13 protein-coding genes are annotated in these 16,503 nt (G+C 50.8%); 9 read left to right on the forward strand and 4 right to left on the reverse strand.

The annotated features are described in order from the left end of the window. Positions 1-2: 2 nt before the first annotated feature. Positions 3-1,199, forward strand: coding sequence for a chorismate mutase (locus tag AC53GJ_RS16850; protein ID WP_496729463.1), 1,197 nt, complete (start codon positions 3-5; stop codon positions 1,197-1,199). 49 nt (positions 1,200-1,248) lie between these two features. On the opposite strand, the gene AC53GJ_RS16855 is transcribed toward AC53GJ_RS16850, so the two are convergent. Continuing rightward, a complete protein-coding gene (locus AC53GJ_RS16855) occupies positions 1,249-2,655 on the reverse strand; it encodes an MBL fold metallo-hydrolase RNA specificity domain-containing protein (protein ID WP_496729465.1) in 1,407 nt (468 codons plus the stop codon). 192 nt (positions 2,656-2,847) lie between these two features. Here AC53GJ_RS16855 and AC53GJ_RS16860 point away from each other — a divergent pair, with 192 nt between their 5' ends. Continuing rightward, on the forward strand, positions 2,848-3,741 hold the full coding sequence (locus tag AC53GJ_RS16860; protein ID WP_496729467.1) for an LOG family protein: 894 nt from the start codon (positions 2,848-2,850) through the stop codon (positions 3,739-3,741). An 86-nt stretch (positions 3,742-3,827) separates the two neighbouring features. Then, positions 3,828-4,061 carry a hypothetical protein gene (locus AC53GJ_RS16865; protein WP_496729469.1) on the forward strand — a complete coding sequence of 78 codons (234 nt, stop codon included), beginning with the start codon at positions 3,828-3,830 and terminating at the stop codon, positions 4,059-4,061. A 269-nt stretch (positions 4,062-4,330) separates the two neighbouring features. On the opposite strand, the gene AC53GJ_RS16870 is transcribed toward AC53GJ_RS16865, so the two are convergent. Continuing rightward, positions 4,331-5,926: an isocitrate lyase gene (locus tag AC53GJ_RS16870; RefSeq protein ID WP_496729471.1), complete on the reverse strand. Its 1,596-nt coding sequence runs from the start codon at positions 5,924-5,926 to the stop codon at positions 4,331-4,333. A gap of 171 nt (positions 5,927-6,097) precedes the next feature. Between AC53GJ_RS16870 and AC53GJ_RS16875 the strand changes: the two genes are divergently transcribed. After that, entirely contained in the window at positions 6,098-7,039 is a 942-nt protein-coding gene (locus AC53GJ_RS16875) for a LysR family transcriptional regulator (RefSeq protein ID WP_496729473.1), read from the forward strand. A 71-nt stretch (positions 7,040-7,110) separates the two neighbouring features. Here the strand turns inward: AC53GJ_RS16875 and aceB are convergent, their stop codons facing one another. Then, entirely contained in the window at positions 7,111-8,706 is a 1,596-nt protein-coding gene (gene aceB, locus AC53GJ_RS16880) for a malate synthase A (protein ID WP_496729475.1), read from the reverse strand. A 285-nt stretch (positions 8,707-8,991) separates the two neighbouring features. On the opposite strand from aceB, the gene AC53GJ_RS16885 reads away from it, so the two are divergent. The 5 genes from AC53GJ_RS16885 (at position 8,992) to AC53GJ_RS16905 (ending at position 15,202) form a co-directional block, all read left to right on the forward strand. After that, positions 8,992-9,612 carry a DUF2726 domain-containing protein gene (locus AC53GJ_RS16885; RefSeq protein ID WP_496729477.1) on the forward strand — a complete coding sequence of 207 codons (621 nt, stop codon included), beginning with the start codon at positions 8,992-8,994 and terminating at the stop codon, positions 9,610-9,612. Between the two features lie 224 nt (positions 9,613-9,836). Then, positions 9,837-10,022 (forward strand): hypothetical protein, encoded by a 186-nt coding sequence (locus tag AC53GJ_RS16890; RefSeq protein ID WP_496729478.1) that lies wholly within the window; start codon positions 9,837-9,839, stop codon positions 10,020-10,022. A gap of 132 nt (positions 10,023-10,154) precedes the next feature. Continuing rightward, positions 10,155-10,868, forward strand: coding sequence for an SIMPL domain-containing protein (locus AC53GJ_RS16895; RefSeq protein WP_496729480.1), 714 nt, complete (start codon positions 10,155-10,157; stop codon positions 10,866-10,868). A 111-nt stretch (positions 10,869-10,979) separates the two neighbouring features. Beyond that, positions 10,980-12,782 (forward strand): PAS domain-containing HWE histidine kinase family protein, encoded by a 1,803-nt coding sequence (locus AC53GJ_RS16900; RefSeq protein WP_496729482.1) that lies wholly within the window; start codon positions 10,980-10,982, stop codon positions 12,780-12,782. Continuing rightward, positions 12,782-15,202: a two-component system response regulator gene (locus AC53GJ_RS16905; RefSeq protein WP_496729484.1), complete on the forward strand. Its 2,421-nt coding sequence runs from the start codon at positions 12,782-12,784 to the stop codon at positions 15,200-15,202. Before AC53GJ_RS16900 ends, AC53GJ_RS16905 begins: the two co-directional genes overlap by 1 nt. On the opposite strand, the gene pelA is transcribed toward AC53GJ_RS16905, so the two are convergent. Continuing rightward, a complete protein-coding gene (gene pelA, locus AC53GJ_RS16910; RefSeq protein WP_496729486.1) occupies positions 15,199-16,440 on the reverse strand; it encodes a pectate lyase in 1,242 nt (413 codons plus the stop codon). The two genes, AC53GJ_RS16905 and pelA, sit on opposite strands and share 4 nt — an antisense overlap. Positions 16,441-16,503: the final 63 nt, after the last annotated feature.

The raw sequence follows: 16,503 nt of genomic DNA on the forward strand, positions 1-16,503 counted from the left end.
AAATGTCGACCCCACTGCCAATTGAACTTGATGAAATCCGCCAGCAAATCAGTGACACTGATCAACAATTGCTGGGGTTATTGTCCAAACGCCGGGCGCTGGCGCTTTGTGTGGCTGCCGCTAAACTGGCGCAGAACAAGCCAATCCGAGATCAGAAACGGGAACAGGAACTGCTGCTATCGCTGATTGATAAAGGCAAAGCGCTGGAACTGGATGCCGGTTATGTCACCAAGCTGTACCATGTCATTATCGAAGATTCAGTGCTGCAGCAACAAGCCAGAGTACAAGGCCAGCTCAATGGCGACAATGGTCCGGTCTGCCGGGTGGCCTTCCTTGGCCGGCAAGGCTCTTACAGTTATTGGGCCACGCAGAAATACTTCACCCGCCGCGCCGAAAAACTGATTGAAATTGGCTGTGACAGTTTTAACGAAATTGTGCAGGCGGTGGAAACCGGCCATGCCGATTATGCGGTGCTGCCGATTGAAAATACCTCCAGCGGCAGTATCAACGAAGTGTTTGATTTACTGCAGCACACCAGGCTGTCCATTGTCGGTGAACTGACCCATCCAATTAAACATTGTTTATTGGGCTTACCCGGCACTGAACTGGCCAATATCCGGCAAATTTGCGCCCACCCGCAAGTGATTGCACAATGCAGTAATTACCTGCAAGGTCTGTCGCAAGTCAAAATTGACTACTGTGAAGCAACCAGCGATGCCTTTGAGCGGGTCCGCCAGGCCAAAGATCTGTCGGTGGTGGCCATTGGTGGTGAAGAAGGCGGCCAGTTGTACGGTCTGCAAGTACTGGCACGCGATCTGGCCAATCAAAAAGACAATGTCAGCCGCTTTATTGTGGTGGCGCGTAAAGCCATTGCAGTGGCCAAAGCCATTCCGGCAAAAACCACTTTTATCATGTATACCGGCCAGCAACCCGGCGCCTTGGTGGATGCGCTGATGGTGCTGAAAACGCATGGCATCAGTATGGGTAAACTCGAGTCACGTCCAATCCCGGGCAATCCATGGGAAGAAATGTTTTATGTCGACGTGCTGGCCAATCTGGAAGATTACGCGATGAAAAGGGCGCTGGATGAACTCAACCGCATCACCCACTTTGTCAAAGTGCTCGGCTGTTATCCAAGTGAAGATGTCAGCCCGACACAAGTGCAGACCTCAACCACGCCACCACCAAACCAAGCCTGATCCTTGCCACCACAGGGCTGGCAACAAGTACCAGCCCTGTCACTCAAACTTACAGCAGCACCTGCTGTTTTGGCTCGGCAATGGCAACTGTTAACCCCAGCTGTTGCAGCTTATCCTGCAACACCAACTGCGCGGCCGGTTCGCCATGCACCAGATAAAACTGCGGCTGTCCGGCAATAGCTTTGGCCCAATCGATCAATTGGCTTTGACCGGCATGGGCCGAAAAACCACCTATGGTATGGATACTGGCTTTCACCACTATCGGTTGTCCCAGCACTTTGACCCGGGTTTCACCATCGACCAGCCGCCGGCCTAAGGTGCCTTTGGCCTGAAAACCAACAAAGATAATGTGGTTGGCATTTTTCCATAGATTGTGTTTCAGATGATGGGTGATCCGACCGCCATTACACATGCCGGAACCTGCGATGATAATAGCGCCTTGGTTGATCCGGTTGAGTGCCATCGATTGTTCGACTTTTTCGCACAGGTGCAAAATAGGTAAAAAGCTTTGCAAGTCATGAGCGCCATAACGGGCGAACACCTTGGTATCTTTGCGATCAAACTCGTCGATTAATTTATTGTAAATTTTGGTGATTTCAATCGCCATCGGACTGTCCAGCACCACCATTTTTTGTTTCAGCCGGCCCTGATGATACAAAATACCCAGGTAATACAGGATTTCCTGCGACCTTCCAAGTGCAAAAGCCGGAATAAATACATTGCCGCCAGCGCGGTCAGCCGCCTCCAGCGCTGCGGCAAACTCTTCCAGCGTATCATTCAGTTGTTGATGGTCTCTGTCGCCATAGGTGCTTTCCATCAGCACCACATCGGCACTGGCGACTGGACTTGGGTCATGCATCAGCACAGTGGCCGGATTGCCCAAATCGCCGGAAAACACCAGATGACGCATGCCCTGCGCCCCTTTGATCCACAGCTCAACAATAGCTGATCCCAGAATATGGCCAGCATCTAGAAACTTCAGCGCCAAACCTGGTAACACATCCTGCAGGCTCAGATACGGCAATGGTTGCAGGCTTTTCACCACCTGCTCGACATCTTTTAAACTCATCCGCGGCTCCTGCTCAGCTTTGCCAAGCCGCGCCCGCTGCCGGTTTTGCCATTCCAGATCTTTTAGATACAACATGCAGGCATCTTTGAGCAAAATAGGTAATAAGCTGGCGGTGCCTTCAGTACAGAAAATCTTGCCATGAAAACCATGTGCCACCAGCAGGGTCAAGAGTCCGCTGTGATCAATATGTGCATGCGATAAAATGACGGCATCAATATCCTTAGGCCGGAAGGCAAAGCGGAATTTATTCAGATCAGTGACCTGATCGCCGCCCTGCACCATGCCGCAATCCAGCAGCACTTTTTGATTATTCCAGTCCAGCAGATAACAAGAACCAGTCACCTGACCGGCGGCACCATAAAAAGTAACTTTGGCATTGAGTGGCATGGGTCTATCCCTTCAGTCTGTCCAGTTGCTAGCCACAGCTTAGCAGAGTTGATTACCAGCAAATTTAAGCTGTATCAAACTTCTGTTTGACATAACACTGGGTTCAACTGCTTTTTTTTGCTATTAATAAGGCCCAATCTGCCACTTAGCCTGGCTTTAGCAGCCTTGGCAGTGACATCTGCAGGAGTCTTTATGTCAGCCAATAATTCTTTGTATCAACGCCATTTATCTTCAGCCCGGGAAGCCATGCTGCAGGCGACCCAATTACAGGCCCATCCTTCTTATCAGTTGGCCTTTAACGATAAAGATTTTTTAATGCAGGACGAACTGCGCCATGTCCGGTTACAACTGGAATACCTCAAGGCGCAAACCATTCTGGAACAACATCAGATTAAAGCCACTATTGTGGTGTTTGGCAGTGCCCGCTTTGTCTCACCGGAGCAGGCTTCCTATTTGCTTGCTAGGGCCCAGCAACAACTGGCCAGGCAGCCGGATGATGCTGATACCCAGCAAGCACTGGCGAGTGCCAAACGGCAAGTCCGTAACAGCAGGTACTATCTGGAAGCGCAACGTTTTGCCACTCTGGTCACCAGTCACAGTCTGCAATGCCCGAAAACCGCAGTGACTATTATCAGCGGTGGTGGCCCTGGCGTGATGGAAGCAGCCAATCGCGGTGCCTATGAAGCCGGTGGTAAAAGTATTGGCCTCAATATTGTGCTACCACATGAGCAGCAACCGAATCCTTATATCACACCGGAATTTTGCTTTCAGTTCCATTATTTTGCCATTCGAAAAATGCATTTTCTGCAGCGCGCCCGGGCGCTGGTGGCCTTTCCGGGCGGTTTTGGCACCCTGGACGAACTGTTCGAAACCCTGACACTGCTGCAAACCGGCAAAGCGGCTAAAGTACCGGTGATTTTATTTGATGAGCAGTTCTGGCGCCGGTTGATTAATTTTGACTTGCTGGTGGAGGAAGGCTTAATCCATCCGCAGGATCTGGCATTGATCCGCTTTGTCGACAGCGCCGAAGCGGCCTGGCAGGCCATTTGTGATAGTTATCAGTTGGAGACGGCAGGCAGCCGCTAAAACGTCAGCAAACCGTCAAATCACTGTCATTGTTGCCCCTTAGACTACCGCCTGTTGACGTCATAATTCGGTTGTTCAGGGGTAACATGACAAGTGCAATGGATAAAAATACGGTTAAATCCATCTTGTGTGAACGTTTAACTTTAGCCGCTATTCCGTTTTCGCGTCAGGGTAATCAAGTTTTTACCCAGCATGCCAGTTTGCAGTTTCAAGCCGAAACGCTAATTTTACGCAAAACCGGCAAAGCCGAGCGCCACCTGCCATATCACAAAGTCCGGATCAGTCAATTGCTGGCAAATTTGCAGCCAGCTGAGCACTGAGCTTAATGGTTGCACGCCCACGCTGATGCCAGGGCTAGTGCAACTTCAGCAATGCAGCCTAGCTTGTTCCCGACCACAAGGCTGTACCATCCGTCCCTGGATATAAAAAAGGCAGCCACTGGCTGCCAAAGTCGTTTTGCTATCTTCCCTGCAGTGCAACACCTGACTGGCATCGCGCTGCAGTTGGTTTGCCCCCGACCACGTAACTGGTTATTCAGCAAGGCGGCAACGCTGTCCGGACGCTGCCGCGGATCATCAATCAGCTTCCCTCAAAACTGATTCATGGTATTGTCTTTACCGGCCGCTTTTAATGCGGCTTCACCGGCAAAGTATTCTTTATGGTCATCGCCAATATCTGAGCCTGACATATTCTGGTGTTTGACGCAGGCAATACCCTGGCGGATTTCCTGCCGTTGCACGCCTTTGACATAACCCAGCATGCCCGCTTCGCCGAAGTATTCTTTCGCCAGATTGTCAGTCGACAAGGCGGCAGTGTGATAAGTCGGCAAGGTGATCAGATGATGAAAGATACCGGCCTGGCGGGCCCCATCGGCCTGGAAGGTCCGGATCCGTTCGTCCGCTTCTAGGGCTAATTCAGTGCTGTCATAATCGACGCTCATCAGTTTAGCTCTGTCATAAGCCGACACATCCTGGCCAGCCGCTTGCCAGGCATCAAATACTTGCTGGCGGAAATTCAGCGTCCAGTTAAAAGACGGGCTGTTGTTGTACACCAGCTTGGCATTGGGCACCACAGCCCGGATCCGATCGACCATCTGCGCAATCTGACCCACATGCGGTTTTTCCGTTTCAATCCACAATAAATCAGCGCCATGTTGCAAGGACGTGATGCAATCAAGCACTACCCGATCAACGCCCGAGCCTGGTTTAAACTGGAACAAACCACTGGCTAAGCGTTTTGGTTTCAGCAATTTACCATTGGCTTTCACCACCACATCGCCATTTTGGATATCGGCAGCGCTGTCGATATAATCGCCATCGAGGAAGCTATTGTATAAATCGCCTAAATCGCCAGCTTCGTTGGTCACCGCAATTTGTTTGGTCAGGCCGGCTCCTAATGAATCGGTGCGGGCGACAATAATGCCGTTTTCAATACCCAGCTCTAAAAAGGCGTAGCGCACGGCATTAATTTTTGCCAGAAAATCGGCATGTGGCACTGTCACTTTACCATCCTGGTGGCCACATTGTTTTTCATCCGATACCTGATTTTCAATCTGAATGGCACAGGCACCCGCTTCAATCATTTTTTTCGCCAGCAGATAAGTAGCTTCGGCGTTACCAAAACCGGCATCGATATCGGCAATGATTGGCACTACATGGGTGTCAAAGTTGTCGATTTTGGCTTGCACTGCGGCCACTTTGGCTTGATCGTCCACCGCTCTGGCCGCGTCCAGTTCACGAAACAAACCACCCAACTCACGGGCATCGGCCTGGCGCAGGAAGGTATATAACTCTTCAATTAAAGCCGGCACTGCAGTTTTTTCATGCATCGACTGATCCGGTTGTGGACCAAACTCTGAGCGCAGCGCCGCAATCATCCAGCCGGATAAATACAGGTAACGACCTTTGGTGGAACCAAAATGTTTTTTAATGGCAATCAGTTTTTGCTGGCCGATAAACCCATGCCAGCACCCCAAGGATTGGGTGTACTGACTGCTGTCGGCATCATAAGCGGCCATATCAGCCCGCATAATGTCAGCAGTGTACTGCGCGATCTGCAAACCGGTTTTAAAACGGTTTTGTAACTGCATCCGGGCGGCATATTCAGCACTAATGGCATTCCAGGCCGGTCCCTGCGCTTGCAGGGTTTGTTCAAGAGATTGGATATTCTGTTGGTAGGCTGACATTGCTTAATCCTCTGATATAACCACTGGCTTTCGTTGCACACCGCACAACATTTCTGTCGGCGTTGTTGTTACCAATCACTATAGGTTTCATTTTTGAGATTCATGTAGCTGATTTTTTTGATTCTGAGCATTCATTGTGTGAATATACAAAGCCTGACTCTGGAGGCCTTGATGAATATCAGCAAAATTGATTTAAACCTGTTGGTGTATCTGGATGTGTTACTGCGCGAAAAGAACGTCACCCGCGCTGCGAACCAGCTCAGCATCACCCAGCCAGCCATGAGTAATGGCTTGAAAAGACTCAGAGATTTACTGAATGACCCTATTCTGGTGCGAACCAGTGATGGCATGGTGCCAACCGAACGCGCCAAAGAACTGGCACCTGTGGTGCGGGGGATTTTGCTGACGCTGGAAGAAACCTTGCAACCGAATAAAGATTTTGAACCCAGCCACAGCCAGCGGGTATTTCGTATTATGGCCAGTGATTATGCCGCGTCCACGCTGATCCCAGCCCTGCTGAAACGGCTGCGGGCGCAAGCGCCAGGCACCTCGCTGGATATTATGACGCCTTCAGATGTGACCTTTCACGACGTTGAAAATGGTCGGGTCGATATGGCCATCAACCGTTTTGATCAGTTACCGCAATCCTTCCACCAAAAGACCATCTGGCGCGATAGCTTTGCTTGTCTGGTGCATAAACAAAATCCTATTTTAGCCAATTTTAATCTCGATACTTATTTAAAAGGCCAGCATATCTGGGTCAGTAAAACTGGTTTTGGCGTTGGCGTTGGCATGGATCCGGCGGATGTGCAGAAGCTGGGTTGGGTCGATGAAGCGCTGGCAAAATTTGGCAAACAACGCAATATCAGCGTCTTTACCCGGAATTATCATGTGGCGATGCATCTGGCGGTGGAAACCGATTTGATTGCGACCTTGCCATCACGGGCGGCTGGTTTGTATAAAAATGACCCGACGATGCAGGTGCTGGATCCACCTTTTCCCATCCCGTCTATTGAGCTGAAAATGATCTGGAGCCCGTTATTACATCAGGATGCCAGTCATATCTGGCTGCGGCGCTTGATTGTTGAAATTGCTGAAGAATTGGCGCATTAAGCATTCTACTATACGCATGCAAGCAACCCGGCTTAGTCTCAGCAAAAGCTAAGCCGGGTTGATTGTATTATTTACCCTAATAACTCATAAGCTGGCAGGGTTAGGAAGTCCACCAGCTCATCAGCCGTGGTGATACTTAACAACAGCGCCGCCGCTTTGTCAAAGTTTTGCTGCTGCCACAGTTCCTCGCCCACTTCAGTTTTCACCACCGCCGACTCTTCCGCCAAAAACTGGCTAAACAGCGTTTTATCGATTAATTTGCCATTGGACAGCGACTTGCCATGCTTGATCCATTGCCAGATGGAGGTGCGGGAAATTTCCGCAGTCGCCGCATCTTCCATCAGGCCGTAGATCGGCACACAACCTTTACCGCTGATCCAGGCGGCAATATATTGCAACGCCACCCGGATATTGGTGCGCATACCGGCTTCAGTACGCTCACCTGTCGATGGCTGTAACAAATCGCTAGCAGTCACCGGCGCATCTTGCTGACGCAGGATATGAAGCTGATTGCTGCGCCCACCAAGCTGGGCTGCAAACACCGCATTGGCCGTGGCCGCCAGTCCGGGATGCGCCACCCAGGTGCCATCATGACCATTACTGGCTTCCAGCTGTTTATCAGCCGTCACTTTGGCCAGAATGGCTTCGTTTTGCGCTGCATCTTTGGCCGGAATAAAAGCCGCCATCCCGCCCATCGCCAGTGCACCGCGGCGGTGACAAGTTTTGATCAGCAATCTGGAATAGGCGCTTAAAAACGGCTGCTCCATCGTTACCACTTGCCTGTCCGGTAGCACCCTATCAGGATGATTCTTTAACGTTTTGATATAACTGAAAATGTAATCCCAACGGCCACAATTGAGCGCCACGATGTGGTCTTTTAAGCTATATAAAATTTCATCCATTTCAAACACCGCCGGCAAGGTTTCAATCAGCACTGTAGCGCGAATAGTGCCCACCGGCAGCTGAAAATAGGCCTGAGTGAAGCGAAACACCTGATCCCACCAAGCGGCTTCCTGATGGCTCTGTAATTTTGGCAGGTAATAATAAACGCCGGAGCCTGTGGCCCGACGATGTTGATAATTATGGAAAAAATACAAGGCAAAGTCAGTCAGCGAGCCGGGGATCTGCTCGCCATCGACCGTTAAATGCCGCTCCCACAGATGTAAGCCCCGCACCCTGGCAATTAACAACGCCGGATTGTCCCGCAGTGCATATTGTTTACCTGACGCCGGATCTGCATAACTAATAGTGCCAAGATTGGCATCGCGTAAATTAATTTGGCCTTCAATCACCCCACTCCAGCTAGGCGCCTGCGAGTCTTCAAAATCGGCCATAAAGACTTTCACGTCGGCGTTAAGCGCATTGATGATCATTTTGCGATCAACCGGCCCCGTGATCTCGACCCGGCGGTCTTGCAAATCGGCTGGTATGGCGGCTACTTGCCAGTCGCAACTGCGGATATGTGCCGTTTCTGCTAAAAAATCAGGTAAGGCGCCGCTATCATAGCGCGCCTGCACTTGCTGTCTGGTCGCCAGTAATGCTTTGAGCTGCGGCCGGAATTCTCTGACCAGTTTGACCAGAAAAGCACAGGCATCCGGCGTTAAAATTTCAGCATAAGCCGCTGGCATAGCCCCGTGGATCATTAAATTGGCGCATTCTGTTGTCATGGTCTGGTCCTTGTCATTACTGCAGCCAACTGCTGCAAGGAAAATGGAGCTGAACACTGTGAGACGGGCATCAAAGCCATCACAGCGGGTTCCTTACTATAAGCGCAAAGGCCTTGGCTGCCTTTATCATTGCCATTAATGCAAACAATGCCTGATATCATTTTAAAAAATAGTTATGCTCAGCAAGTTCCTGAAATTTTGGCATAACTTCTGCAAAGACTCGATACCCCATGCCGGCAGCAAGTTAGAACTGCCCAGAGCGTCAATTTTTTGTCAGAGGTGTATATGGAAGTCATTATTTTATTACTGGTGCTGTTAGCTGTGATTGCCGCATTGGTGCTAAACAGGATGATGCATCATGGCAACCCTTTTCCGTTTAGTCGGAAAAATCAGTTATTTACGCAAATCGAACGGTCATTTTTAACTCTGCTGGAAAAAGCCGTTGGTGATCAATACAAAATTATCAACCGCGTCAAACTGGCCGATATTATTGATATCAAACCCGGTGCTGATGTCAAAACCAAAAGAGCGGCTTTACTGAAGCTCAACGCCAAATATCTGGATTATGTGTTGTGTAACAGCAGCGATATGAGCATAGTTGCAGTGATTGATCTGGTAAACAATTCCAACAAAGAAGGTCATAAAGCCATTCCGGACTGGTTTGTTAGTGGCGCATTGGAGGCCTCAGGTGTGCCTTATTTACGGATGAAAATTAAAGCCGGTTATGCCGTATCTGATATCCAGCAGGCGCTGGCGGCTAAACTTGGCAAAATGCCGGTAGTGCCGGAACCCATGTTTAAAGCCACAGTGAAAAAAGGCCCAACCCGGCCAGTACGCCCGCTGACACCAGCACTGGTGCAGCCAGCACTCAAAACCAATTCAACTGCGCTGGTGCAAATCAGCTAAGCCCTCTGAGGTGCAGTGTTTGCCATTAACGGTCAATGGCTGGACCTTTTTGTCGGCGGTGCAGCCGACAAGAAGGTCCACGCCATTAACCACGAATGGCCAGCAGCACCCGTCAGTTTAAATTCAGAAATAATACAACAACTTACAAAATAACCACTGCAAACCGCTCAAGTTTAAGCCATGCTGTCCGACAACCTGACAGCTGTGTTCAGACAGGAGAAACTATGACTGCCAGCATTGGAAGTACCGCCGCCAGCCAGAGTATGGAAGTACTGGGTGCTGTAATGGCAAATAAACAACAGAAACAGGAAGCGAAAATGACGATGCAATTGCTGCAAAGCGCAGCAGCATCAGCGCCGCCACCTGTGGCTGTTGGCAATATTGGTCAGAACATCAATATCAAAGTGTAATCATTGCCAGCGTGCAAGGATCACATGTATCTCAAACGGGCCTTAGGGCCCGTTTTCTTTGGTCGATTCACGGCCAATTCAGCCTCAGGCGCTAGACTTGTCATCAATTTAATCACAGATAACGAGTTTATAATGTCTACTTCAAATCAACCAGCCTGGATCCTTGGTCTGACCCTCAGTCTGGGTCTGGTCGGTGCCAGTTTTATTTTTGGTCAGCAACTACTGACGCTCAAAGCCATGGAAAGAACAGTCCAGGTCAAGGGCTTGTCGGAGCGTGATGTCGCGGCCGATACGGTGATTTGGCCGATTAAATTTAATGATGTGGGCAATGAGCTGCCCGCATTGGTCGGCAGTGTCGAGCGCAAAAATGAGCAAGTGATCGCGTTTTTAAAACTGCATGGTTTTAACGATAATGAAATCAGCGTTTCAGTGCCCGCTATTGTCGATCGCCAGGCTGGTTACAATGATGGCAATCCGAATCAGCCGCGTTTTACCGCCAGTTCCATTGTCACTTTGTACAGCAATCAGGTTGATCAGGCCCATCTGGCACGGCAAAAACTGATTGAACTGAGTAAAAATGGCATTGCGCTGGCCGGTCAGGATTATGACAGTAAAGCGGAGTACCTGTTTACCGGTTTGAACAGCCTGAAACCCGCTATGATCGAAGAAGCCACCCGCAATGCCCGTGAAGTGGCCGGCAAATTTGCCGCCGACTCCAACAGTAAAGTTGGCAAAATCAAACAGGCCAATCAAGGTCAGTTCAGTATCAGTGATCGTGACAGCAGCACGCCTCATATTAAAAAGGTGCGGGTGGTGGCCACTGTGGATTATTACCTGGCCGATTAATCAGCCTGCACGACTATCAGCTTGTTTGCTGCGGCTTGCCGCAGCAGTTTGTTATTCCCTAATTTATTAACTACAGTTAAAGTCCTTCTGGCCAGGCAAAGGAATCGCAGCGTGGCTGTATCCACCCCAATCACCGAACAGCAAAAAGCAGCGATGTTTGATTTGTTATGGCCGCAGTTACCGATGGGCGTTGCCATTTTAGCGCCGGACTTTTCTGTGTTATTGCTCAATCAGACGCAGGCTGACTGGCTGCATGCTGATAGTGCGACGCTGCAGGGACAATGCTTTGCCAGCATCCAACCGCAACTGCAAGTGGCTCTGCAACAAGTGCGTAGCACTGCCTGCCCGCAGTCATCGATTAGCTTCAGCACCCCTGCTGGCGGCACTGGTCAACTACAGCACTGGCAATGTCGCTGTCTGCCGTTACTGCAGGCAGGTGAACTCAATGCTATTGCCGTACTGACCGAACAACTCAACCAGAGCCAACAGCAACAGCAGGGTTTACAACGACTCAGACAAGTGCTGGACAACCTGTTTGCCTTTGTTGGTATTTTACTGCCAGATGGCACCCTGATTGACGCCAACCGCTCGCCACTGGAAGCCGCTGGCATCCAGCTCAGTGATGTGTTGCAGAAAAATTTCAGCGACTGTTTTTGGTGGCAACATGACAGCAAGGAACGGCAGCGCATCTCAGCAGCGATGCAGGCGGCGGCAGCGGGAGAAGTGTGCCGCTTTGATGTCACGGCGCAGATGAAAGATCAAATTATGACGCTGGATTTTATGCTGGCGCCACTGTACGACGATCAAGGCGAATTACGGTATCTGATCCCTTCTGCCATTGATATTTCTGATCGCACCCGCAGTGAAACAGAGCTTAGAGACAGCGAGTTACGCTTTCGCCGGGTGTTTGACAGTGCAGCGGATGGTTTGATTTGTGTTGATCAGCAGGGGCGGATCACCTTGTGTAATCACAGAGCACTGGAAATGTTTGGTTATAGTGCCGAGGAGTTAAACAACCAGCCAATCGAAGTGCTGGTGCCGTCTGAACTGACCTCGCCTCATCAACAGCACCGCCAGCATTATTTGCGCCAGCCCAGCAGCAGGCGGATGTCCGAACGGACTGAACTTTATGCCCGTCGGAAGGATGGTTCGTTATTTCCGGTGGATATTGGTCTAACCCAGCTGAATATAACAGGCGATGCGAAAGTGCTGGCCACAGTGACGGACATCACAGCACAGAAACTGGCACAGCAAAAATTGCAGTCGATCGTTGATGAAAAAAGTCAGCTGCTGCATGAAAGAACCACTTTACTGAATGAAGTCCATCATCGGGTGAAAAATAATCTGCAAATTATTTCCAGTTTGCTGAATTTGCAATGTCGTCATGCCGGCGCCGAAGTCCGGCAAGCGCTGACCGAAAGCCAGCTCAGAGTCAAAACCATGGCGCTGACCCATCAGTTGTTGTACGAAAAACGTGATTTTTCATCAATTACGCTCAGTGCTTATTTACAACAGCTGTGCCAGTTGGTACGACAGAGCCTGAGTCAGCAATGCCAAATCCAGTTTGATTTTTCCGCTGTTGACCAACATCTGGTACTGGCACTGCAACAGGCAATCCCTTGTGGTTTATTTGTCAATGAAGTTCTGACCAATGCCTTAAAGCATGCCTTCCCCGGCCGCAGCCAGGGGCTGATCCGGCTCGAACTGGCACAACAGGATGATAGTCGCATCAGGCTGGCCATCATTGATGATGGCATCGGACTACCGGCATCGGCACAATTAGGCGAAGGTCAGTCGCTGGGATTTAAACTGATCCCAACTTTTATCGCCCAACTGCGGGCTGAGCTTGAGTTACGGCGCCAGCCCGGCACCGGTTTTGTCATTCGATTTAAACCGCTACAGGAGCCTATTTGATGCAAAGCCAGATCATGATTGTCGAAGATGAACAAATCGTGGCATTGGATCTGAAAATGTCGCTGGAGGATCTTGGCCATCAGGTGGTCGCGACTGTAGCGTACGGCGAAGAAGTACTGGCGCGGGCGACTCAGCTAAAACCCGATCTGGTGCTGATGGACATTCAATTGGCAGGTCAAATGCGCGGCACTGAAGCTGCCCAATTATTGCAACAGCAAATGCAACTGCCGGTGATTTTTTTGTCAGCGTTTTGCGATAGCAGTGTGTTGCAGGATGCGGGTTTAAGCCTGCCGTACGGTTACCTGATCAAACCTTATGATCGCAAAGAACTGGACGCCTCGATCCGGATGGCATTATACCGACATCAGGCCGATCAGCAATTACGCCGCTCCGAGCTGCGGTTACAAATGGCGATGTCGGCCGCCAAACTGGGGTTATGGGAGCTGACACCAAGCCAGGATAGCTTATTAAGCTCGGGCCTGGCCAGTGAGTTATTGCAACAGCCCCCCGATGTCATTTGCAGCGGCATCGACCGGCTGTATCAATTATTTGCCACCACTGAACAACCAAAACTGGCGCGGGCGCTGGCCAAACAACAGGATATTCAGCTCACCCTGAAACTGGCCTCAGCCAGCCCGGTACGTTGGGTCGAACTGTTTGGCCGTCATGTGCTCAGCGCCGGCCAGCCCATGGTGATTGGCGTGATGCGGGATGTCACCAAGCAACAACATGAGCAGCTCCAGTTACGGCAAGCGTATGCGGTCTTTCAAACTACAGCGGAAGCCATGTTAATTCTGGATCAACAACATCGGGTGCTCTCCGCCAATCCGGCCTTCAGCCAACTGACTGGCAACAGTGTTGCCACAGTCAAGGGTTTAACGCCAGAGCAATTTTTGTATCCGCCATCACAACGGCCTGCTATCAGCGCTATCTGGTCTGAACTCGGCAACCATCATAGCAGTAGTGAAGTGCTGTGCCGGCGGCAGGATGGCAGCCAATTCCCAGCCTGGCAACATATCTGTCAGGTCAAAGTCCATGATCCGACTGAACATGGCAGCCATTATGTACTGACTTTTTCTAATATCTCAGCCCTGCGCCGAGCCGAAGAACATCTGGCGAAGCTGGCATTTCATGATCATCTGACTGGCCTTGGTAACAGAGCCAAACTGGAAAAAACGCTGAGAATTGAAGTAGAACGCGCCAGCCGCAATAAAAGTATGCTTGGGGTGATGTATCTGGATTTAGACGGTTTTAAACTGGTCAACGACACCCAGGGCCATCATATGGGCGATCGCTTACTGCAAGTGATTGCCGAACGGATCAATGCGCTCACCAGAGCCGGCGACACGGCAATCCGGGTCGGTGGCGACGAATTTGTCGTGATCACTCCTGACGCTGTCCACCCGAGCTTTTATCACAGAGTGGCAGAAAAATTACTGCGTAGCATCAGTGAAGATATTGAGCTGGACAACACTGTGGTGTCGGTGTCCTGCAGTATCGGTATTGCCTGTTATCCGGAAGATGCCTGCAGTTATGATGAACTGCTCAAATGCGCCGATCTGGCGATGTTTGCTGCCAAAGAAAGTGGCCGCAATCGTTATTCGTTTTTTAATGTGGCAATGGCGAATAAAACCCAGCAACGGGTCTTTATTGAAAAAGAACTGAAGCAGGCATTACCAGACGGTTGTGGCCTCTGCTTGTATTATCAGCCACAAATCGATTTACAGCGACAACAATGGTATGGCGTCGAAGCGCTGCTGCGCTGGTTCCATCCGGAGTATGGCCAGCTTAACACCGAACAATTTATTCAGGTCGCTGAGCAAAGCCATCTGATTGTTGAGCTTGGCAACTGGGTCATTGCCCAAGTCTGCCGCGATATGGCGGCCTTACAGCAATTAAGACCCGGCCTGATAGTATCGCTGAATTTATCAGTACGGCAATTGGAAGATGAGGCGCTGTTAAGCCAGTTGGATCAGTCGCTGCTGCGTGATCAGGTGGACGCTGGTTTATTGCAGTTTGAAATCACCGAAACGGCGCTGCAGGATCTGGACGATAAAGTGGCCGTGCTGACCGCTTTACGTCAACGCGGCGCCACTATTGCGATTGATGACTTCGGCACCGGTTTTTCTTCGTTAAGCCGATTGAAACACTGGCCTATTAACTGCGTCAAAATTGATCGCTCTTTTGTGATGACGATACCGCAGCAGACCAACGATATGGAAATCACCCGGGCCGTCTGTGCGCTTTGTCATGCCTTGCAACTGAAAGTGGTGGCGGAAGGTGTAGAAACTGCGATACAACAACAATTTTTACAACAGCTGGGCTGCCACTATGGCCAGGGCTATTATCTGGCCAAACCTATGCCACTGGCGCAACTGGCCAGTTGGTGGCAGCAGTATGACGCCAGAGCAAAGCCTTAACCGGACTTGCCTTGCCAGCGCTGTCGCCAGGCTGGATAGGCCTTCAGCACTGTGGCCGGCCGGTTTTGATACCAGCCATAACCCAACTGCCGCTCCAGCGATAATTGCGACAGTTTGGCATAACGCTGGCCATCCCGATCGACAAACAAGGGTTGCTGCTGGGCTAAATCATAAAATCGGGCCCACAGAGGTTTAGCACCCGGACTGGCCTGTAGTCTGACCCCTTCGGCATCCCGCAGTAATGCCTGGTCACGGATTTGCTGGCGTTCAAACCAGCGGACTGCCGCCTCCACACTGTCAATGATGGCCATGGTGGGTGGCTGCTCCATCAATAACAAGGTGATACCGGCACTCTCCGAACTCACCAGCGCTGGCCGTTCATAAGTGCGCGCAGCAACTGCAGTAAGCGCTACCGGATGATATTGTGCAGCCCAAACGGTCAGCTCGCCGTTTAACCGCAACTGGCAGCGCAACAACAATTGCAATCCCAACTGAAACTGACTGGCGGCCTGAGTTTTCAGGTCCTGCGGTAACATGGCAAACGTTGGGCTGAGCGCAACGTCCTGCAACAACCGTAATAAGGTTTCCATCACCCCATCATTGAGCGTCATGGCATCATGGTAACCGCCACGCAATGGATAGGTCTGGGCAAAACCGCCGTTGGGATATTGTGCCGCCAGCACAAAAGCGACACCGCGCGCTAAGGCTGACAGCAGTTGCTGCTGTAAAGCCGCATCTGCATAAGGATAATAACTTGCCAGCCAGCGCAATTGGGTACTGGTGGCACCGTTATCAAAGGTTGGAATATAGTTTTTCTCCACCCCATACTGCTGACCAGGCTGCCGCTGCTGACTGGCCATATCGGTTCTTTTGCTCCAGCCACCTGAAGGGGTCTGAAATGACAAAATCACTTTGGCTTGTCTGGCAGCTGCAGCACTTTGCCAGAACTGAGGTGCAGGCTGCGCAGCAAAACCAAAGGCTTTATGCTTTGCGGGTAACTTTGGCTGCGCCCGTTTCAGTTGCTGCAACTCAGTGTCCAGCTGTTGCTGGTCCTGCTGTCGTAAGGTGGCACTATGGCTAAAATAAGCATGCCAGCGGCTATCCCTGGCTGCTTGCTGGCGCCAGTCCTGGCTCCAATCCAATGCAGGATCAGCCTGTAACAGCGGACACCACAGCAGTGCCAGCCAGCAGGCGGTTTGGCGCCAAACAGGCCATGTTCGAAAACGACCTTTCATCATATTAACATTATCCTTTTGTCAGCACCGGACTGCCACAACAGACCGGTGCTGTAAGCTGTCACC

Source organism: Rheinheimera sp. B2H12 (genome assembly GCF_059620065.1).